Raw genomic sequence first — 24,587 nt, forward strand, 5'->3', positions numbered from 1 at the left:
CCGAATACCGCTCATCCAGAGGGGCAGAGGGACACGGCCCGATGAAGCCCCGGCAACCCTCCAGCCGGTCTGACCACGTCGTCGTGGTGAGGCTCCCGGCTCGGGAAGGTGCCAAATCCGTCTCACGGCGAGATGCGTCGTGAGGAAGATGAGGAGAAAGGGCCTCGCCTCACATGGCTGCGCAGACTGTTGAAACCGGATCCACCGATTCCGCCGCCTCCACCGTAGACCTCGGCCCCGCCGCCGCGTTGAGCTGCCGCGAATGCGGTCACCAGGTCCCCCTCGGCCCGGTCTTCGCCTGCGAGGAGTGTTTCGGCCCGCTCGAGATCGCGTACGACTTCTCCTCCTACGACCCGGAGGAGCTCAAGAAGCGCATCGAGGCGGGCCCCGCGAACATCTGGCGGTACGCGCCGCTGCTGCCCGTCCCGGCGGACGTGGCCGACAAGCCCAACATCAACCCCGGCTGGACCCAGCTCGTCAAGGCCGACAACCTGGCGCGCGAGCTGGGCGTCGAGGCCGGCAAGCTGTTCGTCAAGGACGACTCCGGCAACCCGACCCACTCCTTCAAGGACCGGGTCGTCGCCCAGGCCGTCGAGGCGGCGCGGGCCTTCGGGTACACGACCCTGAGCTGCTCCTCGACCGGCAACCTCGCCGGCGCCGTCGGCGCCGCCGCCGCCCGGGCCGGCTTCCGCTCCTGCGTGTTCATCCCGCACGACCTGGAGCAGGGCAAGGTCGTCATGGCCGCGATCTACGGCGGTGAGCTGGTCGGCATCGAGGGCAACTACGACGACGTCAACCGCTTCTGCTCCGAGCTCATCGGCGACCCGGCGGGCGAAGGCTGGGGCTTCGTCAACGTCAACCTGCGGCCGTACTACGCAGAGGGCTCCAAGACGCTGGCGTACGAGATCGCCGAGCAGCTCGGCTGGCGGCTTCCCGACCAGCTGGTCGTGCCGATCGCCTCCGGGTCGCAGCTCACGAAGATCGACAAGGGTCTCCAGGAGCTGATCAGGCTGGGGCTCGTCGAGGACAGGCCGTACAAGATCTTCGGCGCGCAGGCGGAGGGGTGCTCGCCGGTGTCGGTGGCCTTCAAGGCCGGGCACGACGTGGTCCGCCCCCAGAAGCCGAACACCATCGCCAAGTCGCTGGCGATCGGCAACCCGGCGGACGGGCCGTACGTCCTCGACATCGCGCGCCGCACGGGCGGCGCGGTGGAGGACGTGACCGACGAGCAGGTCGTCGAGGCGATCAGGATCCTGGCCCGGACCGAGGGCATCTTCGCGGAGACCGCCGGTGGGGTGACGGTGGGGGTCACGAAGAAGCTGATCGAGAACGGGCTGCTGGACCCGACGAAGACGACCGTCGTGCTGAACACCGGTGATGGTCTGAAGACGTTGGACGCGGTGGAGGGCACGGGGCTCACCGCGACCATCCGTCCGTCGCTGGAGTCCTTCCACGAGGCTGGGCTCGCGTAGCGCAGTTCCCCGCGTCCCCCGAAAAGCACGCACCTGACCGGAGGTCACATCGTGAGCGTCAACGTCCGTATCCCCACCATCCTGCGCACCTACACCGGTGGTGCCGCCGAGGTGACCGCCGAGGGGGCCACCCTCGGCGAGGTCATCTCGGACCTGGAGAAGAACCACACCGGGATCGCCGCCCGGGTTCTGGACGACCAGGGCAAGCTGCGGCGGTTCGTGAACGTGTACGTGAACGACGACGACGTCCGGTTCGAGCAGGGGCTGGAGACGGCGACCCCGGACGGGGCGGGCGTGTCGATCATCCCGGCCGTCGCCGGCGGCTGACCCGGGGCCGACCAGTGGTTGACCTCCGGTCAGTACCCACCAGTAGTAACCGTCGGTAACAGTGATTACCGAGTGTTCATCGAATTGCCCCCTCCGTGAGAGAAGCGGAGGGGGCAATTCAGTGGGGTTGAGCGCGGTACAGTTGGGGAACCGGGTCGCGAAACCCTGATCCGGAATCTTTGATTTCTGCCTTGCGCCCGACAAGAAGTAGCCAAAGTGCGTGCCTCTTGCGTGGCATTTGTGGCTTTTATGGGGCCCGACTTGCCCTGAATTCTGGCGAATTCTCGCCACTTTCCGGATCGCGCGCGTCCAGAATTCTCGTCCAAGTGACCTGTTGCAGAGGGCAGTTGGACAGATACATTCGGCCGCGGTCGACGCGTTCCGGCGCACGCCCCCAACCAACTGGGGGGTGAGGTCTGACCCGGATCCGCGAAGTGTGGATCTGTGCAAGGGCCAGTAATAGGGGAGTTAGGCATGGCTCAGGGCACCGTCAAGTGGTTCAACGCGGAGAAGGGGTACGGCTTCATCGCGGTCGACGGTGGTGCGGATGTTTTCGTCCACTACAGCGCGATCCAGATGGACGGGTACCGCACCCTGGAAGAGGGCCAGCGGGTCGATTTCGAGATCTCGCAGGGTCAGAAGGGGCCGCAGGCGGACATGGTCCGGCTGGCGACCGGCTGAAGCACGCGCCGACTGAAGCGTCGTTCTTCTGTTTCATCTTCGAAGGGCTCGTACCTCCTGGGGTACGGGCCCTTCGGCATGCCCGGCGGAGCCCCTCGGCGGGCCCGGACGGACCGGCGAACCTGACCCCAGTCCTCGGGAGGCGCTTGCACTCGACCATGCCGAGTGCTAATCATTGGCGTTAGCACTCTGAAGGTGAGAGTGACAAAGAAGGACCGGGTCGGTGAGGCCCGCAGGCCAGGTGGGGCAAGGAACCACGCGGCATGCGAGCCGTCCGTCGCGGGCGCGGGCGCGGTCCGAAGGAATCACCCCCAGTCCTGGAGGGACCACTTCACATGGCCAAGATCATCGCGTTCGACGAGGAGGCGCGGCGCGGCCTCGAGCGCGGCATGAACCAGCTCGCGGACGCCGTCAAGGTGACGCTCGGCCCCAAGGGTCGCAACGTCGTCCTCGAGAAGAAGTGGGGCGCCCCCACGATCACCAACGATGGTGTGTCCATCGCCAAGGAGATCGAGCTCGAGGACCCGTACGAGAAGATCGGCGCCGAGCTGGTCAAGGAAGTCGCGAAGAAGACGGACGACGTAGCCGGTGACGGCACGACGACCGCGACCGTCCTGGCCCAGGCCCTGGTGCGCGAGGGTCTGCGCAACGTGGCCGCCGGCGCCAACCCGATGGCTCTGAAGCGCGGTATCGAGAAGGCCGTCGAGGCTGTCTCCGGCGCCCTGCTCGAGCAGGCCAAGGACGTGGAGACCAAGGAGCAGATCGCCTCCACCGCCTCCATCTCCGCCGCCGACACCCAGATCGGCGAGCTCATCGCCGAGGCCATGGACAAGGTCGGCAAGGAAGGCGTCATCACCGTCGAGGAGTCCCAGACCTTCGGTCTGGAGCTGGAGCTCACCGAGGGTATGCGCTTCGACAAGGGCTACATCTCGGCGTACTTCGCCACCGACATGGAGCGTATGGAGGCCGTCCTCGACGACCCGTACATCCTGATCGCGAACTCCAAGATCGCGAACGTCAAGGACCTGCTCCCGCTCCTGGAGAAGGTCATGCAGTCGGGCAAGCCGCTGCTGATCATCGCCGAGGACGTCGAGGGCGAGGCCCTGTCGACCCTGGTCGTCAACAAGATCCGCGGCACCTTCAAGTCCGTCGCGGTCAAGGCCCCGGGCTTCGGCGACCGCCGCAAGGCGATGCTGAACGACATCGCCATCCTCACCGGCGGCGAGGTCATCTCCGAGGAGGTCGGTCTCAAGCTCGAGAACACGACCCTCGACCTGCTGGGCAAGGCCCGCAAGGTCGTCATCACCAAGGACGAGACCACCATCGTCGACGGTGCCGGCTCCTCGGACCAGGTCGCGGGCCGTGTGAACCAGATCCGCGCCGAGATCGAGAACAGCGACTCGGACTACGACCGCGAGAAGCTCCAGGAGCGTCTGGCGAAGCTGGCCGGCGGCGTGGCCGTCATCAAGGCCGGTGCCGCCACCGAGGTCGAGCTCAAGGAGCGCAAGCACCGCATCGAGGACGCCGTTCGCAACGCGAAGGCGGCCGTCGAGGAGGGCATCGTCGCCGGTGGTGGCGTGGCGCTCATCCAGGCGTCCTCCGTCTTCGAGAAGCTGGACCTCGAGGGTGACGAGGCGACCGGCGCCAACGCCGTGAAGCTCGCGCTGGAGGCCCCGCTCAAGCAGATCGCCGTCAACGGTGGTCTCGAGGGTGGCGTCGTCGTGGAGAAGGTCCGCAACCTCCAGGTCGGCCACGGCCTGAACGCCGCGACCGGTGAGTACGTCGACATGATCGCCTCCGGCATCATCGACCCGGCGAAGGTGACCCGCTCTGCCCTGCAGAACGCCGCCTCCATCGCCGCGCTCTTCCTCACCACCGAGGCCGTCATCGCCGACAAGCCGGAGAAGGCCGCCGCGCCCGCCGGTGGCGGTATGCCGGGCGGTGACATGGACTTCTGATCGACCTCTGGTTGATCTGCGTCCTTTCCGAGGGCGGTATCCCTTGCTCGAGCAGGGGGTACCGCCCTTCGGGCATGTGCGGCCGACTTGCCGAGGTCGCGTACCGCCGCGGCGGTCGCCTTCGCTCCCGCGGGGTCGATCGTGCGGAGCCGTCGGAACTCGTTCATGGCGTGGTGCCGGCACACCACCGCGTAGGTCACGAAGCGGCCTCGCGGCGGTCTTCTTCCTCGGTTGAGCTTCGGTCTGTGATCGAGAGCCGGGTAGGGACACAAACGGTCTGCGAGCGTCGGCGGAAGGGGAGGCACGCCTGGCGCCGCGAGACGGCCGAGTGCCCCGGTCCCGGCCCGGGGCACTCGGCCTCAGCAGGCTTCGTCTCCCACCCGAGGAGCAGCGGCCCGCCCGGAACGCCCCCGAGGCTCTGGAGCGGCTGCACGCCGCCTGCGGGACGCGGGGGTCCGGCTTCCCTCCGTGCGGCTCGGCCCGGTGTCGGCCGCGCGGGACGACCGGTTCGCCCTCATCGACCTGGGCCGCTGCAACTTCGTCGTGGCCTCGCGGCTCGCCGACGCCCTGCGGGGACGCCGGGGGCCGGAGGAGCCCGGTGAGGCGTCCGCCGCCGACGAACCGCGGGAGCGGGTACGTCTGCTCAACCGCGGTAGGGTTCCTGACATGAACACCGGACCGGCCTCGCGCCACACACGGATGGGCGATCCGATGGAGAGCTGACCGCCCGCGGCCCTCCCCGCGCCCGTGCACCGAGAACCCCTTCTCCGTGTCGAGCGCAAAGCGAGGACAACCGCATGTCGGTCACCTTCAACCACACCATCATCGCCGCCAGGGACCGCGCCGAGTCGGCCCGGTTCTTCCGGGAACTGCTGGAGCTGGCGGAAGCCCCGTCCTGGGGGCCCTTCACCAACATCCAGCTGGACGACGGCGTCCTGCTCCAGTTCGCCGAGCCGCCGGTCGAGATCCAGATGCAGCACTACGCCTTTCTCGTCGACGACGAGCTGTTCGACCGGGCGTACGAGCGGCTGTGTGAGCGCGGCGTCGTGCACTGGGCCGATCCGCAGATGCGGCGGCCCGGTGAGATCAACCATGAACACGGCGGCCGGGGCGTCTACTTCAAGGACCCCGCCGGTCACGCCGTCGAGCTGATCACCCGGCCGTATCTGTGACCGTCCGGGAGTAGTGGGAGCCGACCGCCGGCTGGCCCGTGTAGTTGGGGCCGGCCGTCGGGTCGGCGCCCAGGTAGGTGAAGGGGAGGGTGGTGCTCCGGGCGCCCCGCAGGGTGAGCAGATGGCGGCGCGCGTCGTACGCGAACCCCGCCGCCCGGAGTGCCGCGAGCACCGCCCTTCCCGCCGGCCCGCCGTCCGGCCGGCGGATCGACTCCGGGTCGAAGTGGGCCATGAGCAGTCCTTCCTCCGTCAGCCAGGAGGCGGCCCGGGTGAGCAGGCCCAACTGGTCGCCCACGTAGTGCAGGCCGTGCACGCAGGTGATCAGGTCGTACGGCCGGGTCGGCGCCCAGGTGGAGACCGAGGCGGTGATCTCCTCCAGGGCGGGCGGCGTCGGCAGCGGAAGCAGCGGGCCCACCAGGTCCACGCCCGTGAGGACCGCGTCGGCGGGCAGCGCCGGGGCCGCCTGCCGCAGGGCCCGGCCCTCGCCGCTGCACAGGTCCAGCCAGGAGCGGGCCCCGGGGCGACGGTCCGACAGCCAGGCCAGGGGGTCCAGGCCCAGCTCGCGGGCGTAGCTGTTCACCCCCGCCAGTCCGCGTTCGCGGTTCATCGTGTTGTTGGCGACCACGGAGGAGCACTCCAGCGCGGCCCTGCCCACCAGCACGGGCCCCGTCATGCGGTCACCCGGACCAGTACCGCGACCTCCCGGCCGTGGCCCACCACCAGGTGACCGTCCGCCGTGGTCGCGTCCGCGCGGCAGCCGAGAGGGGGGTGCAGGGGGCTGCCGGTGGTCAGGTCCCAGGTCCGTACGGTGTGGTCCCTGCTTCCCGTGACCGCCACCGCGCGGCCGTCCACGACCGTCGTGGCCACCGCCGTCACCCGGCCCGCGTGCCCCGTCGGCGTCCGCGGCAGGCGCGGATCCCCCGAAGAACCGGCCGTCGCCCACGTCCCCACCCACATCGCGTCTCCCATGCCGAAACGCTAACCGGCACCACGGACAACGCCCCCGCGTGGCCGGGATCACAGGGTGTTCCGGGGCGCGTCCGGAATGGGACGGGCGGCGCGGGAGTTCTCTTTCAGAGCCACTCGATGCATGTGCACATACCGACTGGTCCCCAACACTTTACGAGGAGCCCCCCACGTGAGCGTCACCGAGCCCACCCCCACCCGCGCCGCCGAGATCCTCTCCCGTCCGGTGAACATCAACGGCCTGACCGTCCCGAACCGGATCGCCATGGCGCCGATGACCCGGATGTTCTCCCCGGACGGCATCCCGGGCGAGGACGTGGTGTCGTACTACGCGCGGCGCGCCGCCGCCGGTGTCGGTCTGATCGTCACCGAGGGGACGTACGTCGGACACGAGTCGGCCGGGCAGAGCGACCGGGTGCCCCGGTTCCACGGTGAGGAGCAGCTCGCGGGGTGGGCGAAGGTCGCCGAGGGCGTGCACGCGGCGGGCGGGACGATCGTGCCGCAGCTCTGGCACATCGGCATGGTCCGCAACCAGGGCGAGCCGCCGTACGCGGACGCCCCGGCCGTCGGTCCGTCCGGGCTGCGCATGGACGGCACCGAGGGCACCGGCAAGGCGATGACCCAGCGCGACCTGGACGACGTCATCGGCGCGTTCGCCGAGGCCGCGGCCGCGGCCGAGCGCATCGGGTTCGACGGCGTCGAGATCCACGGCGCCCACGGCTACCTCGTCGACCAGTTCCTGTGGGCCGGCACGAACCGCCGTACCGACGCCTACGGCGGTGACGCCGTGGCCCGTACGAAGTTCGCCGCCGAGGTCGTCGCGGCCGTCCGCGAGACCGTCTCGGCCGAGTTCCCGATCATCTTCCGCTACTCGCAGTGGAAGCAGGAGGCCTACCGCGCCCGGCTCGCCGAGACCCCGGAGGAGCTGGAGGCCATCCTCACGCCGCTGGCCGCCGCCGGTGTCGACGCCTTCCACGCCTCCACCCGCCGCTACTGGATCCCGGAGTTCGAGGACTCCGACCTCAACCTCGCGGGCTGGACGAAGAAGCTCACCGGCAAGACCACCATCACCGTCGGCTCGGTGGGTCTCGACGGTGACTTCATCCGGGGCTTCGCCGGTGAGGGCTCGCCGGTCAAGGGCATCGAGGACCTCCTCGACAGCCTGGAGCGCGACGAGTTCGACCTGGTCGCCGTGGGGCGTGCGCTGCTCCAGGACCCCGAGTGGGCGGCCAAGGTCCTCGCGGGGCGTACGGACGAGCTGAAGGCGTACGACGCGGCCGCGCTGAGCACCCTCAGCTGACCGTCGACTCGGGAGTATGGTCCGGGAGATGAGGATCCTTCATCTCTCGGACACCCATATCCAGGGGGTCGACGGCCCCGATCGGCGCGGTGTCGACCCCACCGCCTCCCTGCGGCTGATGCTCGCCGAGCTGCGTCATCAGCGGGACGTGGACGCGGTCGTCGTCACCGGTGATCTCGCCGACGACGGGTCGGTGGCGGCTTACGCGATCGTGCGCGAGCTGGTCGGAGACTTCGCGCGCTCCCTCGGCGCGCCCGTCTTCTACACGACCGGCAACCACGACGAGCGGTCCGCCTTCACGAAGGTGCTGGGCGTCGGGCATCCGGCTGCGGTGCGCGCGTTCCCGGGCGCCGAGCGGGCCGCCGTCAGCTCGGTCGGCGGATGGCGGCTCGTCACGCTGGACTCGCTGGTGCCGGGAGAGGTGTACGGGCGGGTGGGCGCGGCCCAGCTGGAGTGGCTGAGGGAGGTGCTGGCCGTCCCGGCCGGGTGCGGGACCGTCCTCGCCTTTCACCATCCGCCGGTCGGTCTGGCCGTCTCGGCGACCCAGCAGGTCTTCGGGCTGCGTGATCCCGGTGAGCTGGCGGCGGTGATCCGGGGGAGTGACGTACGGGTCCTGCTGACCGGGCACTACCACCTCCAGCTCTGCGGGTTCCTGGCGGCGGTGCCCGTGTGGGTGACACCCGGTGTCGTCAACCGCATCGACCTGACCACCGCGCCCGGCACCGAACGGGCGGTGCGCGGGGCGTCGGCTTCGCTGGTGGAGCTGGGCGGGCAGGACGGGCCGATGTTCCACACCTTCCACGCCCGGGATCCGCGGGCCCACGAGACCGTCTACGAGCTGGACGAGGAGCGGACGAGGGAGATCATCGCTCGGCACGGCTGAGGCCCCGGGAGGCGCCGAGGGAGGTAGGCGGGCAGATTTAGCTTGCTTAACTCAATCAATCTGCATAAGCTTGCTTGAGTCAAGCAGTTCTCCAGTGCTTGCCGCCCTTCCTCGTTCCCTGCGCATCCGACGGAGGCCCTGTCATGTCCGACGCCCTTGCCCGACCCGCCGCGGCGGGGACACCCGCCCCGCCGAGGTCGAACGCCGTGGTGGCGGTGCTGGCCCTGGCCGGGATCGTCGTCTCGCTGATGCAGACCCTGGTCATCCCGATCGTCTCCGAGCTGCCGAGGCTGCTGGACGCTCCCGCCTCGGACACCGCCTGGGCGGTCACCGCGACCCTCCTCGCGGCCGCCGTGGCCACCCCGGTCGTCGGCCGGCTCGGTGACATGATCGGCAAGCGGCGGATGCTGGTCGTCAGCATCCTCATGCTGATCGCCGGCTCGGTGGTCTGCGCCCTCTCCGACTCCCTCGTCCCGCTGATCGTCGGCCGGGTGCTCCAGGGGCTGTCGGCCGCCGTGGTGCCCCTCGGCATCAGCATCCTGCGGGACACCGTCCCGGCCGAGAAGCTCGCCGGTTCGACGGCCGTGATGAGCGCCTCGCTCGGGGTCGGCGGCGCGCTCGGACTGCCGACCGCCGCGTTCATCGCGGACAACTGGAACTGGCACGTCCTGTTCTGGGTCGCCGCCGGCCTCGGTGTCCTCGCCCTGGCCCTCGTCCTGGTCTTCCTCCCCGAGTCGAGGAACCGCACCGGCGGCCGCTTCGACCTGGTCGGCTCGCTCGGCCTGTCGGCCGGTCTCGTCACGCTGCTGCTCGCCGTGTCCAAGGGCGCCGACTGGGGCTGGACCTCCGCCACCACGCTGGGCCTGGGCGGCGCCGCCCTGGTGATCCTGCCCGCCTGGGGCTGGTGGGAGCTGAAGGCCGGGCAGCCCCTGGTCGACCTGCGCACCACCGCCAAGCGGCAGGTCCTGTTCACCAACCTCGCCTCGATCGCCCTCGGCTTCTCGATGTTCGCGATGTCGCTGGTCCTCCCGCAGATCCTCCAGCTGCCCGCGCAGACCGGCTACGGCCTCGGCAAGTCGATGCTCGCCGCCGGTCTGCTGCTGGCCCCGCAGGGCCTGGTGATGATGGTCATGTCGGCCGTGTCCGCCGCGATCACCCGGGCCAAGGGCCCCAAGGTCACCCTGATGATCGGCGCGCTGATCGTCGCCGCCGGCTACAGCCTGAACATCGTCCTCATGAGCGAGGTCTGGCACATCGTCCTGGCGTCCTGCGTCATCGGCGCCGGTGTCGGCTTCACCTACGGCGCCATGCCCGCCCTGATCATGGCCGCGGTCGACCCCTCCCAGACCGGTGCCGCGAACAGCCTCAACACCCTGATGCGGTCCCTGGGCACCTCCTTCGCCAGCGCCATCGCCGGCGTCGTCCTCGCCCAGATGACCACCGACTTCGGCGGGTACGCCCTGCCCTCCGAGAACGGCTTCAAGGTCGTCATGGCCATCGGCGCGGGCGCGGCCCTGGTCGCCTTCCTCCTCGCCGTCTTCATCCCGAAGCGCCGGGCCGCGGCGCAGCCCGCGGTCGTGGCGGGGGAGTCCCAGGAGGTCGCACCGGTCAAGGCGTGAGCCCCAACCCGCCCGCCGGAGACGGCCGTCACCCACACGAGGGGTGTCGGCCGTCTTCGGCACTTTCGCCGGGCGCCGCCCGTTTCCCGAACAGCCAGCGAATACAGGAGTGATCGATGACGACAGCCGAGGCAGCCCTCGTCGCACGGACCACCGCCGGAGCCGTCCGCGGCCGCCGCGAGGACGGTTTGACGGTCTTCCGCGGAATCCCGTTCGCGGCCCCGCCCGTCGGGGAGGCCCGTTTCCAGGCCCCGCGCCCGCCCCGGCCGTGGGACGGCGTGCGCGACGCGTCCGCCTTCGGCCCGCCGCCCCCGCAGGAGGCCGGCATCCAGGGGCGGACGGGCGTGCCGGACGCCCCGACGGGCGACGACTGGCTGACGGTGAACGTGTGGACGCCCGAGGCGGACGCCCGGGGCGGCCGTCCGGTCATGGTCTGGATATACGGCGGCGCGTACAAACTCGGCCACGCCGGCAGCCCCGGCTACGACGCCCGGCACCTGGCCCGCGCGGGTGATCTGGTCGTCGTCACCCTCAACTACCGGGTCGGCATCGAGGGGTTCGCGCGGATCGAGGGGGCACCCGCGAACCGGGGGCTGCTGGACCAGGTGGCCGCGCTGGAGTGGGTGCGGGACAACATCGCGGCGTTCGGCGGGGATCCGGGCCGGGTGACCGTGTTCGGCGAGTCGGCGGGGGCCGGTTCGGTGGCGTCGCTGCTGGCCATGCCCTTGGCGCGGGGGTTGTTCGGCCGGGCGATCGCGCAGAGCGTGCCCGGCACGTTCTTCTCCGACGCGCTGGCCCGTGACCTCGCCTCCGCGATCGCCGCCGAGGCGGGACTGCGCCCCACGGCCGCCGAGCTGGCGGCGGTCGACCCGCGCGAGCTGCCCGAGGCCGGGGCGGCGCTGAGCGCGAAGATGGGGGAGCGGGTCGACCGCTGGGGACAGGTGGCGCCCACGGTCACCCCGTTCTCCCCGGTGGTGGACGGGGAGGTGCTGCCGGTGACCCCCTGGCAGGCGCTGGCGGCGGGCGCGGGCCGTGACATCGAGCTGGTCGTGGGGCACAACGCCCAGGAGTACCGGCTGTTCCTGGCCCTGGCGGGGCTGCTGGGCAAGGTGACGGAGGAGCAGGCCGCCGGGGTGCTGCGGCTGTTCGCGCCGGGCGGCGAGGCGGGCGCGCGGGCCTACCGGGAGGCCTATCCGGACGCGGACGCCGGTGAGCTGTTCGAGCGGGTGCAGTCCGACTGGCTGTTCCACATACCGTCCCTCCACCTGGCCGAGGCGCAGCTGGCGGGCGGCGGGCGGGCCCATGTCTACGAACTGACCTGGCCGGCCCCCGGCATGGGCGGCACCCTGGGCGCCTGTCACGGCCTGGACATCCCGCTGCTGTTCGGCACGTACCAGGCGGACCTGGGGAATCTGCTGTTCGCCGGGGTGGAGGTGGGCGAGGAGGCCCGCGCGCTGACCGCACGGTTCCAGACGTCCTGGACGTCCTTCGCCCGCTCGGGCGACCCGGGCTGGCCGGCGTACGACCTGGAGCGGCGGCTGGTGCAGGTGCTGGACGCCGAGCCGAAGGTCGTCCCCTACCCGGAGGAGACGGCCCGGCGCCTGTGGGAGGGCCGGGACTTCCCGCCGCTTCCCCTGCTGGGTGGCTAGTGCCGCGGCAGGCAACGTTCGCCCCGTCGCGACGCCCGGCACGCACTCTCGCCGCACCGGCCGAAAGCCCAAGTACGTCCAGTACGAGGACTTCCGGCCGGCACGCCGAGAGCACGCACCGGACGCCGCTCCTTGACGGGCAAACGTTGCCTGCCGCGGCACTAGAGGTTGCCCAGGGGCTCGATGTCGACCTTCACCGGGGTGCCCCAGATGCGCAGGACCTCGTAGTCGGTGAACTCGTGGACCAGGCGGTAGGCCATGGCGGGGCGGGAGCCGCGGCGCAGGGCGGCGAGGTACAGCTCGGCCTCGTGCCGGTCGCGCCGGGGCGTGCCGCACAGCTGCCACTCCTGCCCGTTCCACAGCTCGGGCAGCCAGCGCTGCTGGGGCTGGGGCCGGTCGCTGCGGCTGCCGTAGCGGGAGGGGGCGTGGGAGGCGGGCGCGCCCTGCGGGGCGGGGCCGTTGAACTCGGCCCGGCGGGCCGCCCGCCGCCGGGTCTCGCAGAGCAGGCAGAGATCGGGAGCGGCCTCGTCGACGGGGCCGTGGGGATGCTCGGCGCACCGGGTGGTGGGCACGGCGCTGGTGACGCCCTCGTCGAGCAGCTCCAGGGCGCGCCGCAGGTCGGCCTTGACCTCGTGCAGCCGGGCGTCGGGGGTGTCGGCGGACAGGGCCTCGCCGTGCTCCCCGAGCAGTCGGAGGGCACGGCCCAGGGCGGTGGACTGGGCGTGGTTCATGGCACCCAGGGTAGGGCGGCCGGCGCAGCGGTGGCCGCCGCCCTTCGCACGCCGCCGAAGGCGTAGGTCGCCGCGAAGCCGACCGTGTAGCCCGTGAGGAGGCCGCCCGCGTAGATCGCGGCGGTGACCCCCAGCCCCCTGTTCCCCGCGAGCAGGGGGAACAGGGCCCACCCCGAGGGGCCGATGGCACTCGCGCCGACCCGGTCGCCGAGCATCGCGAAGAAGCCGATGAAGGCACCGCCGGCCGCGCCGCCCGCGCAGGCGGTCAGGAAGGGGCGGCCGAGAGGGAGGGAGACGCCGTAGACGAGGGGTTCGCCGACGCCCAGCAGGCCCGCCGGGAGCGCCGATCTGATCGTCGTACGAAGAGAGGCGCCGAGGGAGGTGTCGTGGCGCAGCCGGACGTACACCGCGACCGCCGCGCCGACCTGGCCCGCGCCCGCCATCGCCAGGACCGGGAGCAGCACCGTGTAACCCTGCTGGTCGATGAGGGTGGTGTGGATCGGGATCAGGGCCTGGTGGAGGCCGAGCATCACCAGGGGGAGGAAGAGGCCGCCCAGGACCAGGCCGGCGACGGCGCCCGTGGTGGCCAGCAGCCAGTTCGCCGCCGTACCGATCGCGGTGGAGACCGCCCCGGCCGCGTACATGATCCCGTACAGCGTGCCCAGGCCCGCGACGAGGACGGTCAGGGCGGGGGTGAGGAGGACGTCCAGGGCGTCCGGGACCCTGCCCCGGCACCACTTTTCGACACGGGTCGCCAGCAGGGCCGCGGCCAGCGCGCCGAGCACCCCGCCCTGACCGGGGGAGAGATGCACCCCGAGCGCCGTCACCTTCGCCACCCCGGGGAAGACGACGACCGCCGCGACCGCACCGCCCAGGGCCGGGGTGCCGCCGAACTCCTTCGCCGTGTTGAGCCCGACGAACACCGGGATCAGCGCCATGAAGGCGGAGGCGACGGCGGTCAGGGCGGGCGTCAGGCCGGGCAGCAGACCCGCGTTGACGAGCAGACCGTTGAGACCCGCGAGGATGCCGCAGCCGATCAGCGCGGGAATGAGCGGGACGAACACGGCGGCGAGCCGGCGCAGGGCGGTCCTGAGCGGGGTGGCGTCACGCCGCCGGTCCTCCCGCAACCCCGCGCCCCGCACGGCAGGCCGCCCCGCGGCAGCCGGCTCGGTGGGCCGCCGTTCTGGTTCCGTCAGGCCTTGGAACTCGGCCGTCACCCTTGTCACCACGCCCGGTCCCAGGACCACCTGCCAGGTGTCGTCGGCCGTGACGACCCCGAGTACGCCGGGCAGTGCCCGCAGCGAGTCCTCGTCCGTCCGGGTCGGGTCGGTGAGGGTGAGGCGCAGGCGGGTCATGCAGTGGGCGACGGAGGTGACGTTCGCGGGGCCGCCGACCAGGGGGAGGATCGCGGCGGCGAGGTCATGGGCGCTGTCCTTCGGGGTGCTCACCCACCGAGCGTGCGGGTCAGCCGGCCGCCGCGGCCAGCGCGGCACGCAGATGACCGCCGGACTCCTCCAGAAGGCGGGTGGCCGCCGCCCCGTCCACCCCGGCCAGCAGTACCAGGATCGCGTGCTTGACCTCGCCGCCGGTGGCCGCGAGCGCCGCCTCGACCTCCCGGTCCCCGGCCCCGGTCGCCAGCGCGACGATGTGCCGCGAGCGGGCGCGCAGCTTGTCGTTCGAGGCCCGGACGTCGACCATCAGGTTCCCGTACGTCTTGCCCAGCCGGATCATCGTGATCGTCGACACCATGTTGAGCACCAGCTTCTGCGCGGTGCCGGCCTTCAGCCGGGTCGAGCCGGTGAGCAGCTCCGGCCCGACCACGACCTCGATCCCGTGCTCGGCGGCGGCCGCCAGCGCGCTGCCCGCGTTGCAGGACAGCCCCACGGTCAGCGCCCCGCGCGTCCGGGCGTACTCCACCGCGCCGATCGCGTACGGGGTACGGCCGGAGGCGGAGACGCCGATCACCGAGTCGTCGGCGGTCAGCCGGAGGGCCTTCAGGTCGGCGACGGCCAGCTCGGGGGAGTCCTCGGCCCCTTCGACGGAGGTGGTCAGGGCCGTGGGCCCGCCGGCGAGGACGCCGACGACCTGCCCGGGGGCGGTGTCGAAGGTCGGCGGGCACTCGGAGGCGTCGAGCACACCCATCCGCCCGGCGGTCCCGGCGCCCGCGTAGACCAGCCGCCCGCCGCGCGCCATCCGTTCCGCGACGGCGTCGATGGCGGCGGCGATGCGGGGCAGCTCGGCGGCGACCGCCGCCGGCACACCGGCGTCCTCACCGTTCATCAGCCGGGCCAGGTCGAGGGTGGCGAGCCGGTCGATGTCGGCGAGCTCGGGCCGGAAGGCCTCGGTGGTGAGGGAGGAGAGCCGGCGGCGCAGATCGTCGGAGGGAGAGGTGGAGGTCATGGCAGACGGTTCCTTCTGATGCGGGTCCAGTGCAACACCACTACCTGTGCCGGTGCGCCAACGCCTCGTACGACGCGGCCAACGCGGGCCCCGCCGCCTCGTAGGTCCGCTGGGCCACCCCCACGAACAGACAGTCCACGACCAGCAACTGCCCGGTCCGGGAGGACATCGCCGCGGGCCGCAGCTCGCTCTCGCGTGCCGTCGACGTGGTCAGGACGTGATCGGCGTACTGGGCGACGGGGCTTTCCGGCCGCCCGGTGATGGCGACCGTGGTCGCCCCCCGCTCGAACGCCACCCGCAGCGGCTCGATGACGTCCCCGGTCGACCCGGAGTGCGTGATCGCGACGGCGACGTCCCCCGCGCCCAGCTGCACCGCGTTCGTCACCGCGAGGTGCGGGTCGCTGTGCGCGTGGGCCACGCGCCCGATCCGCAGCAGCTTCTGGGTGAGGTCCTGGGCGACCGGCCCGCTCGCGCCGACGCCGTACACATCGACCCGCCGCGCGCCCGCCGCCGCGGTGACCGCCGCCTCCAGCTGGGCGGTGTCGAGGCAGGCCGCGGTGCCGGCGAGGGTCTGCTGCTCGTCGTGGGCGAGTTCGGCGACGACGTCCGCGAGGGAGTCGTCCACGGCGATGTCGGTGGTGAGGGCGGGCGCGCGGCCGGACTGCTGCTGGGCGGCGAGCCCGGCGAGGGCCAGACGCAGGTCGCGGTAGCCGGGGTAGCCGAGGACGCGGGCGGTGCGGACCACGGTGGCCTCGCTGGTGCCGGTGCGTTCGGCGAGGCCGGTGACGGTGAGGGCGGCGCAGCCGGCCGGGGCGTTCGCGACGGCCTCCGCGACGCGCCGCAGGGAACGGGTCAGGGAGGGCGCGAGGGTGCGGACCCTGCCGGCGAGCGCGGCGGGCGCCGGGCGGAAGGCTGCCGGACCGAAGGTTTCCTTCGCTTCCTGGGGCACCTCTGAAAGGTATTTTCACACCGGGGTGGGGTCAAGCACGCGCACAATGGGGGCATGGACCCTTCCGGCATCCCCGTCAGCGCCCTCGAACAGGCGCTGCACACCGCCCGCGCCCTCGTGCTGGCCGATCTGGCCTCCGGTGAGGTCGCCGCGGCGGACGTGGTGTCGATGGTCGAGGAATCCGTCGTACAGCGCCGCTGGTGGGTGGAGCAGTGGCCGGACGGGATGGCGTATCTGGCCGGGCTGGTCGCCCAGGACGTCCAGGACGCGCTCCTCGAACGGTACGGCCGCTGGCCGCTGTGCCCGGTCTGCGGCTCCGGCGATCCGCACGCCCTCGACGTCGAGCCCGAACTGGGCTCCGATCCGCACTGGGTGTGCCACCAGGCGGGGGTGAAGGTCGCGGCGGTCGGGGCGCTGGGCACGGCGACGGGCGGGACGCGTTCCTCGTGAGGCCGTCGTGACGCTCTACATCGACCCCCCGAACTGGCCGGGGCACGGCCGGATGTGGTCCCACCTCGTCAGCGATGTCTCGTACGACGAACTGCACGCGTTCGCCGAGAAGCTGGGCGTGCCACGGCGCGCCTTCGAGCGGGACCACTACGACATCCCGTCGCACCGGTACGCCGAGGTGGTCGCCGCGGGCGCGCTCGAGGTGGGCAGCCGTGAGGTGGTGCGGCTGCTGCACGCGGCGGGGCTGCGCCGGCGCAAGGGCGGGGCGGACAGAGGCCGGAACACCGGTGGAATCAGTCCGTGAACACCGGCTCCATGGTGTGCCACCAGGCGGTCAGGCTGTTCTGGTCGGGGCCGGTGATCTGGACCAGGGCGGGACGGTCGTAGTAGCTGCACAGGAAGACGTACTGCCCGGTGGTCGACAGGAAGCAGACGACGTCGCCCGCCGCCTGGCCGGTGTTGTTCTCGGACCAGCTGCCGCGCACGTTGATCTGCGCCTCGCAGTTCCCCTCGGGCATGTTGCCCGCGTAGGTCTGGAAGACGCTGTCCCGGTCGGTCTTCGTCTCGTACATCACGACACTGGCCTTGCCGGTGCCGGTGACGCCGAACTGGTCGACGGTGGTGACCGTGCAGTACAGGGCGGCCGTGGCGCCCTGCCACACGGTGTGGGAGCAGCTGTCGCGCGACCACTGGTCGGTGTTGAGCGAGTCGCGCAGGTCGTGCTCGGCGAGGGTGAGGCCGTCGTCGCCGGAGTACGGGGTGGGGCTGGAGTCGTCCGGGCCTGAGTCGTCCGGCGTCGGGGAGGGCGGGTCGCTGCTCGGGCTCTCGTCGTCCGGCGTGGGAACCGGCTCGGCGGGCGTGCTGCTGCCGGGGGTGGGCGGGTCCGCGCTGTCGCCCTTGGACTGCTGGGCCTGGAAGTAGAGGCTCACCAGGGCGATCACCGTGCTGATCACGATGCCGATGATGGTCCAGCGCACGCCCCGCCGGGCATGGGGGTCCGGTACCGGCGGTCCGGGCGGCGTGGCCGGGCCGTTCTGACTCATGACGCTCCCCCGCTTCCCCCGGCGTACGCGGCCCGTGCGCGGCGCGGCCGTGCCGGAATTATCCGAAGCGCGTGGGGTGCGGGGGGAGCCGAAGGGCGGAAGATCGCCCCAGGCTACGCCAGGTCGAGGTCAGCCGCGCAGCTCATACGCGTACGTGCCCTCGCCCTCCCCCACCCGCACGAACCCGGTCCGTTCGAGTACGGCGCGGGAAGGGGCGTTGCCCCGTTCGACGGTGGCGAACAGCCGGCGTACGTCGTCCCGGGCGAGCGCCCAGCCGGCCAGTGTGCGCAGCGCCTCGGTGGCGTAGCCGTGGCCGCGGGCGCCGGGGACGAGGTCGTAGCCGATCTCCGTACGCCCGTCCTCGTCGGGCGCGGCGTGGAATCCCATGCTGCCGATCGCCCGGCGGTCCTCCTGGCGTATGACGACGTAGAGCCCGAAGTCGGGCCGCAGGACGCCGTTCTCATGGGCCCGGAACACCATTCCGGCGGCGTCGCGGGTGCCGTCGTACGGGCTGCCGCCGAGCCAGTCGTAGCCGCCGTCGCCGCCGGACCAGAGATCGGCGAGGGCGGTGGGGGAGGCGCCTTCGAGGGTGAGCCGGGGGCCGGGGATACGGGTCACGACGTGAGCAGTTCCAGCTCGGACCGCAGGTTGTAGCGCGCGGTCGCCTCCCACCGCTCGGCCCCGTACGGCGTCCTGAACAGCCGGGGCAGCCCGAGGAGCTGACGCAGGATCGCGGCGCGCCCGGCGCGGAAGGCGTCGTTCGGCACGAAGTGGTACTCCTCGCGGACGGCGGCCGTGTAGGCGGCGTACGCGGAGGGCGGCGCGGCGAGGATCGCGAGGTCGGCGTCGCACAGCACCTGCCCGTCGCGGTCCTCGGCGGCGGGATCGTGGGTGACGGTCAGCCGCACCAGCCGCGCCACCTCGGCGGTCCTCGCCTCCCCCACCCCCGCCTCGGGCAGGGCCCGCTCGGCCAGCCGGGCGGAGCGCTCCTCGTTCTCGGAGCGGTCGGGCAGGTACACGGCGTCGTGGAACCAGGCGGCGAGCCGTACGGCGGCCGGGTCGTCCGCGTGCTCCTCCAGTACGTCGACGTGGTCCAGGACCGCTGAGAGGTGCTCGACGGTGTGGTACCGGCGCCGGGGTTCCTGCCAGCGGGTGAGGAGGTCGTCGGCGTAGGGCGCGGGGTCGGGGCCGGCGGCGGCCGGGGCCCTGGCTGCCTCCAGGGCGTGGGCGAAGCGGGTGCGCAGGGCGTCGAGGTCGGCCATGGGCTCATTCTCGCGCGTGGCAGGTGCGGGGACACGGGTGGGGACGAAGGGGCGGGCGTATGGTGCAATTGGACTAGACAACTGGACTAGACCTGTCGTGACGATTCTCGATGAATGGGGTCCCATGAGCGAGCGTGCAGTGCTGGAGGTGATCGCCCTCGACGCCGAGGACGCGATCGCGGCCCGGGCCGGAGGCGCGGACCGCCTCGAACTGGTCACCGACATGGCCGCGAACGGCCTGACCCCACCCGTGCCGACCTTCACCGCGATCCGCGCCGCCGTGGACATCCCGCTGCGCGTGATGCTGCGCCTCGCGGACGGCTTCGCGGCGGGGGACGTCGGCCGACTCGTCCGCACCGCCCGCGAGCTGCGGTCCGCCGGGGCCGAGGAGTTCGTCCTCGGCTTCCTCGCCCCCGACGGCCAGGCCGACCTGGACACGGTGGAACGGCTCGTGGCGGAACTGGCCGGCTGCCGCTGGACCTTCCACCGCGCGATCGACCACGCGAGCGACCGGGGCGCCCTGCGCACACGACTCGCCGACCTCCCCGGCCTGGACACCTACCTCACGGCAGGCTCCCCGAGAGGCGTCGACGAGGGCCTCCCCACGCTGCTCGCCGAGGCGGCCCAGGGAGGCGACCAGCAGCTCCTGGTGGGCGGGGGGCTGCGCCTGGACCATGTGCCGACCCTCAGGAAGGCGGGGGTGTCGGCCTTCCACATCGGCGGCGCGGCCCGCCCGGGAGGCTGGCACACGCCGGTGTCGGCGGAGGCGGTACGACACTGGCGTCAGGTGCTGGACCAGGGCTGATCCGCCCCACCCAGCTCGGCCGGCAGTTCCCCCGCATGCGCCACGATCAACCCCGACACGGCCCGGGTCAGCGCCACGTACAACCGCCGCAACCCCGTCCGCTCGTCCGGCTCCCCCTCCACGACCGCCCGAGGCTCGTCCAGCACGACATAGTCGTACTCCAGACCCTTCGCGAGCGACGCGGGCACCAGCGTCAGCCGGGTCTCGGCGGTCGTCTCCTCACCGGGGTTCAGATACGACAGCCCCGCCGACGTCAGCGCCTGCGCCAGCGCGGCGACCCGCGCGTCCGCGGCGATCAGCCCCACCGACCCCTCGTTGCGCAGCAACTCCTCGCAGGCGGCGACCACCTCGGCGGCCCCCGCCACCGGCCGGAGATCGAAGAACCCGGGATTCTCCCGCACGGAGGCGACCGGAGCGAGCCCGGGAGCGATGTGCGGGAGCAGCCGGGAGGCGTAGGTGATGACATCGGTGGGCACGCGGAAACCGGCCGTCAGTTCCTCGATCACGCCGTCCGCCTTGCCGAGGTGGGCCAGGGCCTCGCCCCAGCTCCGCGTCGCCCAGGGCGTGGTGCCCTGCGCCAGATCGCCGAGGACGGTCGCCGAGCCGGTGGTGCAGCGCCGCCCCACCGCCCGGTACTGCATCGGCGACAGGTCCTGCGCCTCGTCCAGCACCACATGGCCCAGCGAGTGCGTGCGCTCCACGATGTCGGCCGTCTCGTCGATCAGCACGGCGTCCGCGGCCGACCACTTCGCGGACTTCACGCTCCGTACCGGCTTGGCCCACAGGATGGTCTTCTGCTCGTCCTCGTCGAGGATCCCGTCCGCGTGGACGGCGAGGAAGTCGGCGTCGGTGAGCAGGCGCAGCACCAGTTTCGCCGGGTCGACGGGCGGCCAGATCTCCTTCACCGCCGCCTTGACCGCGCTGTTGCGGGCCACCGCGTCCTGCACCCGGTCGTCCGGCGCCTCCCCGGACCGCTCCATCTGCACCAGCACGGCATGCGCGATGCGCTGCGGAAGCGCCTCGCGGGCGGCGCCGTAGCGGATGTTCCGGTCGAGCAACTCGCGGACGATGTCCTCCAGTTCGTACGCGGGGACGCGCCAGCGGCGGGAGCCGCGCACCACGACGACCGGTTCGGTGGGCATCCGCACATGGGAGTACACGGCCCGCTTCAGGACCTCCGCCAGCCTCGCGTCGCCCTTGACGACGGCGGCGGGCGCCTCGTCCGTGCCGCGCACCTCGACGTGCGCCACCAGGTCGTCCACGGTGGCCTGGCGGACCGTCAACTCGCCCAGGGCGGGCAGCACCTGCTCGATGTAGTGGAGGAAGGACCTGTTCGGGCCGATGACGAGGGTGCCGGTGCGGGCCAGCCGTTCCCGGTGGGCGTAGAGGAGGTAGGCGACCCGGTGCAGGCCGACGGCGGTCTTCCCGGTGCCCGGCCCGCCCTGGACACACACGGTCCCGCCCAGCCCGGACCGGACGATCTCGTCCTGCTCGGGCTGGATGGTGGCCACGATGTCCCGCATCGGACCGACACGCGGCCGCTCGATCTCCTGCTGGAGCAGCTTGCTGGTGCGGGCCGCCTCCCGCGGGTCGGAGAGGTGCTCGTCCTCGTACGCGGTGAGGTCACCGCCGGTGTAGCCGAAGCGGCGCCGCAGCCCGACGTCCATCGGGTCCTTCTTCGAGGCCCGGTAGAACGGCTGCGAGACCGGGGCGCGCCAGTCGATGACCATGGGGTCGCCGTCGCCGTCGTGCACATGCCGCCGCCCGATGTAGAAGCGTTCCCCCTCGGCGCCCTCCGCCCGGTCGGCGCCCGGGGCGTGCAGATAGTCGAGGCGGCCGAAGAACAGCGGGGTGTCGCTCAGGTCGGCGAGCGCCTTGATGCGTTCGTCGATCTGGCGGGAGAGGACCTCGGCGTTCACCCAGTTCGCGGTGACGTCGCTGATGTCGAGCGCCTCGACGTCCTCCCGCATGGCCCGCAGGGCGGCCCGGGAGGAGGTGAGGTGGGCGCGCTCGCGGCCCAGGGGGTCGTCGTGGACGGACGTGGACAAGGAGGTGCCTCCGGGCCTGCTGGGGATGGGCTACGGCGATGCCGTCCGGTTTCCGTCCGGGCGGCGGCACTCCGTCAAGGGAGGCGGGCAAGAGCGGAGATCTTAGGGGAGCGGCCCAGCGGAAGGCGAATGGTTTTCCGCGCCCGATCTCCGCGCCCGATCTCCGCGCCCGATCTCCGCGCCCGATCTCCGCCCCCGACCTCCGCCCCGAGCCCGCTCCCGAGCCCGCCCCTTAGGGGAGGCCGTACCACCCCGGTGTACTCAGGTAGTACGCCAAGTGGGGACCTGGGACCGATGCCCCCTTTATGCCCCCGGCGCACCATGGAGACATGAGTGCAGCGACCCTCACCCCAGCTCCCGGTCGCCCGTCCGGCGCGACCCCCGTCTCCGACGCCCACCGTCACCCCGTCGGCGACGCCCTGCACGCGATCAGGGTGTTCGTGGGCGCCGCCTTCGACGTGATCATCCTCGGTGAGTACGGCGAGGAGGCCGGAGTCCGCCGCAGGCGGTGACCGCTCAGCCCTCGGCCAGCAGCTCGTCCGCGTCCATGATCCGGTAGGCGTACCCCTGTTCCGCCAGGAACCGCTGCCGGTGGGCCGCGAAGTCCTGGTCGATGGTGTCGCGGGCGACGACCGAGTAGAAGTGGGCCTGGTGACCGTCCGCCTTCGGGCGCAGCACACGGCCCAGGCGCTGGGCCTCCTCCTGGCGGGAGCCGAAGGTGCCGGACACCTGGATGGCGACCGTCGCCTCGGGCAGGTCGATCGAGAAGTTCGCCACCTTCGACACCACCAGCACGCTGATCTCGCCCTCCCGGAAGGCGTCGAAGAGCTTCTCGCGCTGCGCGTTGGACGTCTCGCCCTTGATCACCGGCGCGTTCAGGTGTTCGCCCAGCTCGTCCAACTGGTCGATGTACTGGCCGATGACGAGGATCTGCTGGCCCGCGAAGCGCCGCACGATCGCCTCCGTCACCTTCCGCTTGGTCGCGGTCGTCGCACAGAAGCGGTACTTCTCCTCCGCCTCGGCGGTCGCGTACGCCAGCCGCTCGGAGTCGGTGAGGTTGACCCGCACCTCCACACAGTCCGCCGGCGCGATGTAGCCCTGCGCCTCGATCTCCTTCCACGGCGCGTCGAACCGCTTGGGGCCGATGAGGGAGAACACGTCCGACTCACGGCCGTCCTCGCGGACCAGGGTCGCGGTCAGGCCGAGGCGGCGGCGGGCCTGGAGGTCGGCGGTGAACTTGAAGACGGGGGCGGGCAGCAGGTGCACCTCGTCGTAGACGATGAGCCCCCAGTCCCGGGAGTCGAACAGCTCCAGGTGCGGGTAGACGCCCTTCCGCCGGGTCGTCAGCACCTGATAGGTGGCGATGGTGACCGGGCGGATCTCCTTGCGCGTCCCGCTGTACTCGCCGATCTCGTCCTCGGTCAGCGAGGTCCGCTTCACCAGCTCGTGCTTCCACTGCCGGGCCGAGACCGTGTTGGTGACGAGGATCAGGGTGGTCGACTTCGCCTGGGCCATCGACCCCGCGCCGACCAGCGTCTTGCCGGCCCCGCAGGGCAGGACCACGACCCCGCTCCCGCCGTGCCAGAAGTTCTCCACCGCCTGCTTCTGGTACGGCCTGAGCGCCCAGCCGTCCTCCGCCAGCTCGATCGGATGCGCCTCGCCGTCCACGTACCCGGCGAGGTCCTCGGCCGGCCAGCCCAGCTTCAGCAGGGTCTGCTTGATCTGGCCGCGCTCCGAGGGGTGCACCGCGACCGTGTCCGGGTCGATCCGGGCGCCGACCAGCGGGGCGATCCGCTTGGAGCGCAGGATCTCCTCCAGCACCGGCCGGTCGGTCGTGGTCAGCACCAGCCCGTGCGCCGGGTGCTTGGACAGGGTCAGGCGGCCGTAGCGGTCCATCGTCTCCGCGATGTCCACCAGCAGCGCGTGCGGCACCGGGTAGCGGCTGTACAGCACCAGCGCGTCCACCACCTGCTCGGCGTCGTGCCCGGCCGCCCGCGCGTTCCACAGGCCCAGCGGGGTCACCCGGTAGGTGTGGATGTGCTCGGGCGCCCGCTCCAGCTCGGCGAACGGCGCGATGGCGCGACGGCAGGCGTCGGCCTGCTCGTGGTCGACCTCCAGGAGCAGGGTTTTGTCCGACTGGACGATCAGCGGTCCGTTCACGTGGTACGCACATCCTTCCGAGGCGGCCAAACGTCCAGTGTGCCCCATCCCACGTGCAACCCCGAGCGCCTCTCGACGGTCTTGTCCAGGGGAAGCCGCGCAGCGCGCGCGGCTCGGTGAGGAGCTCGCGGTGACTTCGGTACGCATCTGGGGACCCGGCGTCGGCGCTGTGGTGGTGCTGGTGGCGACCGGTGCGTGGGCGCGGGGATCGAGCGCCGTGGACGCCGGGCTGTGGGCCTCCGTGCGCCCCGCGATCGAGGAGCGGCTCCTCGCGCAGGCCCAGGGGGACGGGCCCGGTGGGAGCGAGCCCGCGCTGAAGGCGCGCTGGTTCTGCGCGGCGCAGGCGCTGGATCTCCGGGAGGAGGGCGACCGGGTGCGGGCCGGGGTCGACACGTTGTGTGTGGAGTACGGGGTGCGGGACGGGGCGCTCCAGGAGTGCGGTGGGGCGCACTATCCCCAGGTGATGAGGCTGGCGCGGGACGGCGAGGGGTATCGCGTCGTCGCCCAGGAGGAGCCCCCGGACGGGGCCGGTTACGCCGACTGGGAGAAGGACCACTTCTCGGTCTTCGCCGAGTCCCGGTTGGACGGGGAGGTGAGCCCGGCGGGGTTGGAGAGTGCGGCACGGACGCACTTCGGGCTGGCCGCGGACGCGACGGTGGGGGACTGCTAGCTGGGGCGTGTGTCGAAAGTCCCGTCTGTCCGCGACTTTCGA

26 protein-coding genes and 1 riboswitch are annotated in these 24,587 nt (G+C 71.9%); of the genes, 15 read left to right on the forward strand and 11 right to left on the reverse strand.

Annotated features, from left to right (window positions below):
- Positions 1–8 precede the first annotated feature (8 nt).
- A riboswitch (SAM riboswitch) is annotated at positions 9–155 on the forward strand.
- 18 nt (positions 156–173) lie between these two features.
- The 6 genes from thrC to AQJ64_RS26585 all read left to right on the forward strand — a co-directional run bounded on the left by thrC (position 174) and on the right by AQJ64_RS26585 (position 5,610).
- Positions 174–1,472, forward strand: coding sequence for a threonine synthase (thrC, locus tag AQJ64_RS26560; protein WP_055636800.1), 1,299 nt, complete (start codon positions 174–176; stop codon positions 1,470–1,472).
- 51 nt (positions 1,473–1,523) lie between these two features.
- A complete protein-coding gene (locus AQJ64_RS26565; protein WP_055636801.1) occupies positions 1,524–1,799 on the forward strand; it encodes a MoaD/ThiS family protein in 276 nt (91 codons plus the stop codon).
- A 474-nt stretch (positions 1,800–2,273) separates the two neighbouring features.
- Complete coding sequence (locus AQJ64_RS26570) at positions 2,274–2,480, forward strand: cold-shock protein (protein WP_007493268.1); 207 nt, start codon at positions 2,274–2,276, stop codon at positions 2,478–2,480.
- Positions 2,481–2,815: 335 nt separating this feature from the next.
- Entirely contained in the window at positions 2,816–4,438 is a 1,623-nt protein-coding gene (groL, locus tag AQJ64_RS26575) for a chaperonin GroEL (protein WP_055636802.1), read from the forward strand.
- Positions 4,439–4,906: 468 nt separating this feature from the next.
- Positions 4,907–5,161 (forward strand): hypothetical protein, encoded by a 255-nt coding sequence (locus AQJ64_RS26580; RefSeq protein ID WP_055636803.1) that lies wholly within the window; start codon positions 4,907–4,909, stop codon positions 5,159–5,161.
- A gap of 74 nt (positions 5,162–5,235) precedes the next feature.
- Entirely contained in the window at positions 5,236–5,610 is a 375-nt protein-coding gene (locus AQJ64_RS26585; protein ID WP_055636804.1) for a VOC family protein, read from the forward strand.
- Here AQJ64_RS26585 and AQJ64_RS26590 read toward each other — a convergent pair.
- Complete coding sequence (locus tag AQJ64_RS26590) at positions 5,591–6,283, reverse strand: methyltransferase domain-containing protein (protein ID WP_055636805.1); 693 nt, start codon at positions 6,281–6,283, stop codon at positions 5,591–5,593. The two genes, AQJ64_RS26585 and AQJ64_RS26590, sit on opposite strands and share 20 nt — an antisense overlap.
- Entirely contained in the window at positions 6,280–6,579 is a 300-nt protein-coding gene (locus AQJ64_RS26595) for a hypothetical protein (RefSeq protein ID WP_107103424.1), read from the reverse strand. Before AQJ64_RS26595 ends, AQJ64_RS26590 begins: the two co-directional genes overlap by 4 nt.
- A gap of 169 nt (positions 6,580–6,748) precedes the next feature.
- Here AQJ64_RS26595 and AQJ64_RS26600 point away from each other — a divergent pair, with 169 nt between their 5' ends.
- The 4 genes from AQJ64_RS26600 (at position 6,749) to AQJ64_RS26615 (ending at position 12,027) form a co-directional block, all read left to right on the forward strand.
- The gene (locus AQJ64_RS26600) at positions 6,749–7,876 is read left to right on the forward strand and encodes an NADH:flavin oxidoreductase (protein WP_055636807.1); all 1,128 of its coding nucleotides are present in this window, start codon (positions 6,749–6,751) and stop codon (positions 7,874–7,876) included.
- Positions 7,877–7,904: 28 nt separating this feature from the next.
- The gene (locus AQJ64_RS26605; RefSeq protein WP_055636810.1) at positions 7,905–8,759 is read left to right on the forward strand and encodes a metallophosphoesterase; all 855 of its coding nucleotides are present in this window, start codon (positions 7,905–7,907) and stop codon (positions 8,757–8,759) included.
- A 143-nt stretch (positions 8,760–8,902) separates the two neighbouring features.
- A complete protein-coding gene (locus tag AQJ64_RS26610) occupies positions 8,903–10,378 on the forward strand; it encodes an MFS transporter (RefSeq protein WP_055636808.1) in 1,476 nt (491 codons plus the stop codon).
- Positions 10,379–10,494: 116 nt separating this feature from the next.
- Positions 10,495–12,027, forward strand: coding sequence for a carboxylesterase/lipase family protein (locus AQJ64_RS26615; protein WP_055636809.1), 1,533 nt, complete (start codon positions 10,495–10,497; stop codon positions 12,025–12,027).
- A gap of 161 nt (positions 12,028–12,188) precedes the next feature.
- Here the strand turns inward: AQJ64_RS26615 and AQJ64_RS26620 are convergent, their stop codons facing one another.
- Genes AQJ64_RS26620 through AQJ64_RS26635 form a run of 4 tightly spaced genes read right to left on the reverse strand, consistent with a single transcriptional unit; the run spans position 12,189 to position 16,107 of the window.
- Positions 12,189–12,758 carry a hypothetical protein gene (locus AQJ64_RS26620; RefSeq protein WP_059203042.1) on the reverse strand — a complete coding sequence of 190 codons (570 nt, stop codon included), beginning with the start codon at positions 12,756–12,758 and terminating at the stop codon, positions 12,189–12,191.
- Positions 12,755–14,206, reverse strand: coding sequence for a PTS transporter subunit EIIC (locus AQJ64_RS26625; RefSeq protein ID WP_055638827.1), 1,452 nt, complete (start codon positions 14,204–14,206; stop codon positions 12,755–12,757). The genes AQJ64_RS26620 and AQJ64_RS26625 overlap by 4 nt, the downstream gene beginning before the upstream one ends.
- 16 nt (positions 14,207–14,222) lie before the next feature.
- Complete coding sequence (murQ, locus tag AQJ64_RS26630; protein ID WP_055638826.1) at positions 14,223–15,158, reverse strand: N-acetylmuramic acid 6-phosphate etherase; 936 nt, start codon at positions 15,156–15,158, stop codon at positions 14,223–14,225.
- Between the two features lie 40 nt (positions 15,159–15,198).
- Positions 15,199–16,107: a MurR/RpiR family transcriptional regulator gene (locus AQJ64_RS26635; protein ID WP_055638825.1), complete on the reverse strand. Its 909-nt coding sequence runs from the start codon at positions 16,105–16,107 to the stop codon at positions 15,199–15,201.
- Between the two features lie 54 nt (positions 16,108–16,161).
- On the opposite strand from AQJ64_RS26635, the gene AQJ64_RS26640 reads away from it, so the two are divergent.
- Both AQJ64_RS26640 and AQJ64_RS26645 read left to right on the forward strand, forming a co-directional pair.
- Positions 16,162–16,557 carry a hypothetical protein gene (locus tag AQJ64_RS26640; protein WP_055638824.1) on the forward strand — a complete coding sequence of 132 codons (396 nt, stop codon included), beginning with the start codon at positions 16,162–16,164 and terminating at the stop codon, positions 16,555–16,557.
- A gap of 7 nt (positions 16,558–16,564) precedes the next feature.
- Complete coding sequence (locus tag AQJ64_RS26645) at positions 16,565–16,861, forward strand: DUF4031 domain-containing protein (protein WP_055638823.1); 297 nt, start codon at positions 16,565–16,567, stop codon at positions 16,859–16,861.
- Here the strand turns inward: AQJ64_RS26645 and AQJ64_RS26650 are convergent.
- The 3 genes from AQJ64_RS26650 to AQJ64_RS51125 form a co-directional block, all read right to left on the reverse strand.
- Positions 16,851–17,600 (reverse strand): hypothetical protein, encoded by a 750-nt coding sequence (locus AQJ64_RS26650; RefSeq protein ID WP_059203043.1) that lies wholly within the window; start codon positions 17,598–17,600, stop codon positions 16,851–16,853. The genes AQJ64_RS26645 and AQJ64_RS26650 overlap by 11 nt on opposite strands.
- Before the next feature lie 129 nt (positions 17,601–17,729).
- Complete coding sequence (locus AQJ64_RS51120) at positions 17,730–18,218, reverse strand: GNAT family N-acetyltransferase (protein ID WP_055639155.1); 489 nt, start codon at positions 18,216–18,218, stop codon at positions 17,730–17,732.
- Positions 18,215–18,862, reverse strand: coding sequence for an HD domain-containing protein (locus AQJ64_RS51125; RefSeq protein ID WP_059203044.1), 648 nt, complete (start codon positions 18,860–18,862; stop codon positions 18,215–18,217). Before AQJ64_RS51125 ends, AQJ64_RS51120 begins: the two co-directional genes overlap by 4 nt.
- A gap of 124 nt (positions 18,863–18,986) precedes the next feature.
- Between AQJ64_RS51125 and AQJ64_RS26665 the strand changes: the two genes are divergently transcribed.
- Positions 18,987–19,667 (forward strand): copper homeostasis protein CutC, encoded by a 681-nt coding sequence (locus AQJ64_RS26665; RefSeq protein ID WP_055637243.1) that lies wholly within the window; start codon positions 18,987–18,989, stop codon positions 19,665–19,667.
- Here AQJ64_RS26665 and AQJ64_RS26670 read toward each other — a convergent pair.
- Complete coding sequence (locus AQJ64_RS26670) at positions 19,646–21,715, reverse strand: HelD family protein (RefSeq protein ID WP_055637244.1); 2,070 nt, start codon at positions 21,713–21,715, stop codon at positions 19,646–19,648. The two genes, AQJ64_RS26665 and AQJ64_RS26670, sit on opposite strands and share 22 nt — an antisense overlap.
- A gap of 329 nt (positions 21,716–22,044) precedes the next feature.
- On the opposite strand from AQJ64_RS26670, the gene AQJ64_RS26675 reads away from it, so the two are divergent.
- Positions 22,045–22,227: a hypothetical protein gene (locus tag AQJ64_RS26675; protein ID WP_162252484.1), complete on the forward strand. Its 183-nt coding sequence runs from the start codon at positions 22,045–22,047 to the stop codon at positions 22,225–22,227.
- A gap of 4 nt (positions 22,228–22,231) precedes the next feature.
- On the opposite strand, the gene AQJ64_RS26680 is transcribed toward AQJ64_RS26675, so the two are convergent.
- The gene (locus AQJ64_RS26680) at positions 22,232–23,875 is read right to left on the reverse strand and encodes a DNA repair helicase XPB (protein WP_055632195.1); all 1,644 of its coding nucleotides are present in this window, start codon (positions 23,873–23,875) and stop codon (positions 22,232–22,234) included.
- Between the two features lie 130 nt (positions 23,876–24,005).
- Between AQJ64_RS26680 and AQJ64_RS26685 the strand changes: the two genes are divergently transcribed.
- A complete protein-coding gene (locus AQJ64_RS26685; protein WP_055632196.1) occupies positions 24,006–24,545 on the forward strand; it encodes a hypothetical protein in 540 nt (179 codons plus the stop codon).
- The last annotated feature ends 42 nt before the right edge of the window (positions 24,546–24,587 follow it).

Source organism: Streptomyces griseoruber (genome assembly GCF_001514205.1).
Lineage (GTDB): Bacteria > Actinomycetota > Actinomycetes > Streptomycetales > Streptomycetaceae > Streptomyces > Streptomyces griseoruber.

Excerpts from the sequence above, each read along its gene's own strand:
- groL (WP_055636802.1), top strand. The coding sequence starts at position 2,816 with ATGGCCAAGATCATCGCGTTCGACGAGGAGGCGCGGCGCGGCCTCGAG.
- AQJ64_RS26585 (WP_055636804.1), top strand. The coding sequence starts at position 5,236 with ATGTCGGTCACCTTCAACCACACCATCATCGCCGCCAGGGACCGCGCC.
- AQJ64_RS26570 (WP_007493268.1), top strand. The coding sequence starts at position 2,274 with ATGGCTCAGGGCACCGTCAAGTGGTTCAACGCGGAGAAGGGGTACGGC.
- AQJ64_RS26650 (WP_059203043.1), bottom strand. The coding sequence starts at position 17,600 with ATGAGTCAGAACGGCCCGGCCACGCCGCCCGGACCGCCGGTACCGGAC.
- AQJ64_RS26595 (WP_107103424.1), bottom strand. The coding sequence starts at position 6,579 with ATGGGAGACGCGATGTGGGTGGGGACGTGGGCGACGGCCGGTTCTTCG.
- murQ (WP_055638826.1), bottom strand. The coding sequence starts at position 15,158 with ATGACCTCCACCTCTCCCTCCGACGATCTGCGCCGCCGGCTCTCCTCC.
- AQJ64_RS26615 (WP_055636809.1), top strand. The coding sequence starts at position 10,495 with ATGACGACAGCCGAGGCAGCCCTCGTCGCACGGACCACCGCCGGAGCC.
- AQJ64_RS26675 (WP_162252484.1), top strand. The coding sequence starts at position 22,045 with ATGAGTGCAGCGACCCTCACCCCAGCTCCCGGTCGCCCGTCCGGCGCG.
- AQJ64_RS26590 (WP_055636805.1), bottom strand. The coding sequence starts at position 6,283 with ATGACGGGGCCCGTGCTGGTGGGCAGGGCCGCGCTGGAGTGCTCCTCC.
- AQJ64_RS26610 (WP_055636808.1), top strand. The coding sequence starts at position 8,903 with ATGTCCGACGCCCTTGCCCGACCCGCCGCGGCGGGGACACCCGCCCCG.
- AQJ64_RS51125 (WP_059203044.1), bottom strand. The coding sequence starts at position 18,862 with ATGGCCGACCTCGACGCCCTGCGCACCCGCTTCGCCCACGCCCTGGAG.
- AQJ64_RS26605 (WP_055636810.1), top strand. The coding sequence starts at position 7,905 with ATGAGGATCCTTCATCTCTCGGACACCCATATCCAGGGGGTCGACGGC.
- AQJ64_RS26640 (WP_055638824.1), top strand. The coding sequence starts at position 16,162 with ATGGACCCTTCCGGCATCCCCGTCAGCGCCCTCGAACAGGCGCTGCAC.
- thrC (WP_055636800.1), top strand. The coding sequence starts at position 174 with ATGGCTGCGCAGACTGTTGAAACCGGATCCACCGATTCCGCCGCCTCC.
- AQJ64_RS26620 (WP_059203042.1), bottom strand. The coding sequence starts at position 12,758 with ATGAACCACGCCCAGTCCACCGCCCTGGGCCGTGCCCTCCGACTGCTC.
- AQJ64_RS26665 (WP_055637243.1), top strand. The coding sequence starts at position 18,987 with ATGAGCGAGCGTGCAGTGCTGGAGGTGATCGCCCTCGACGCCGAGGAC.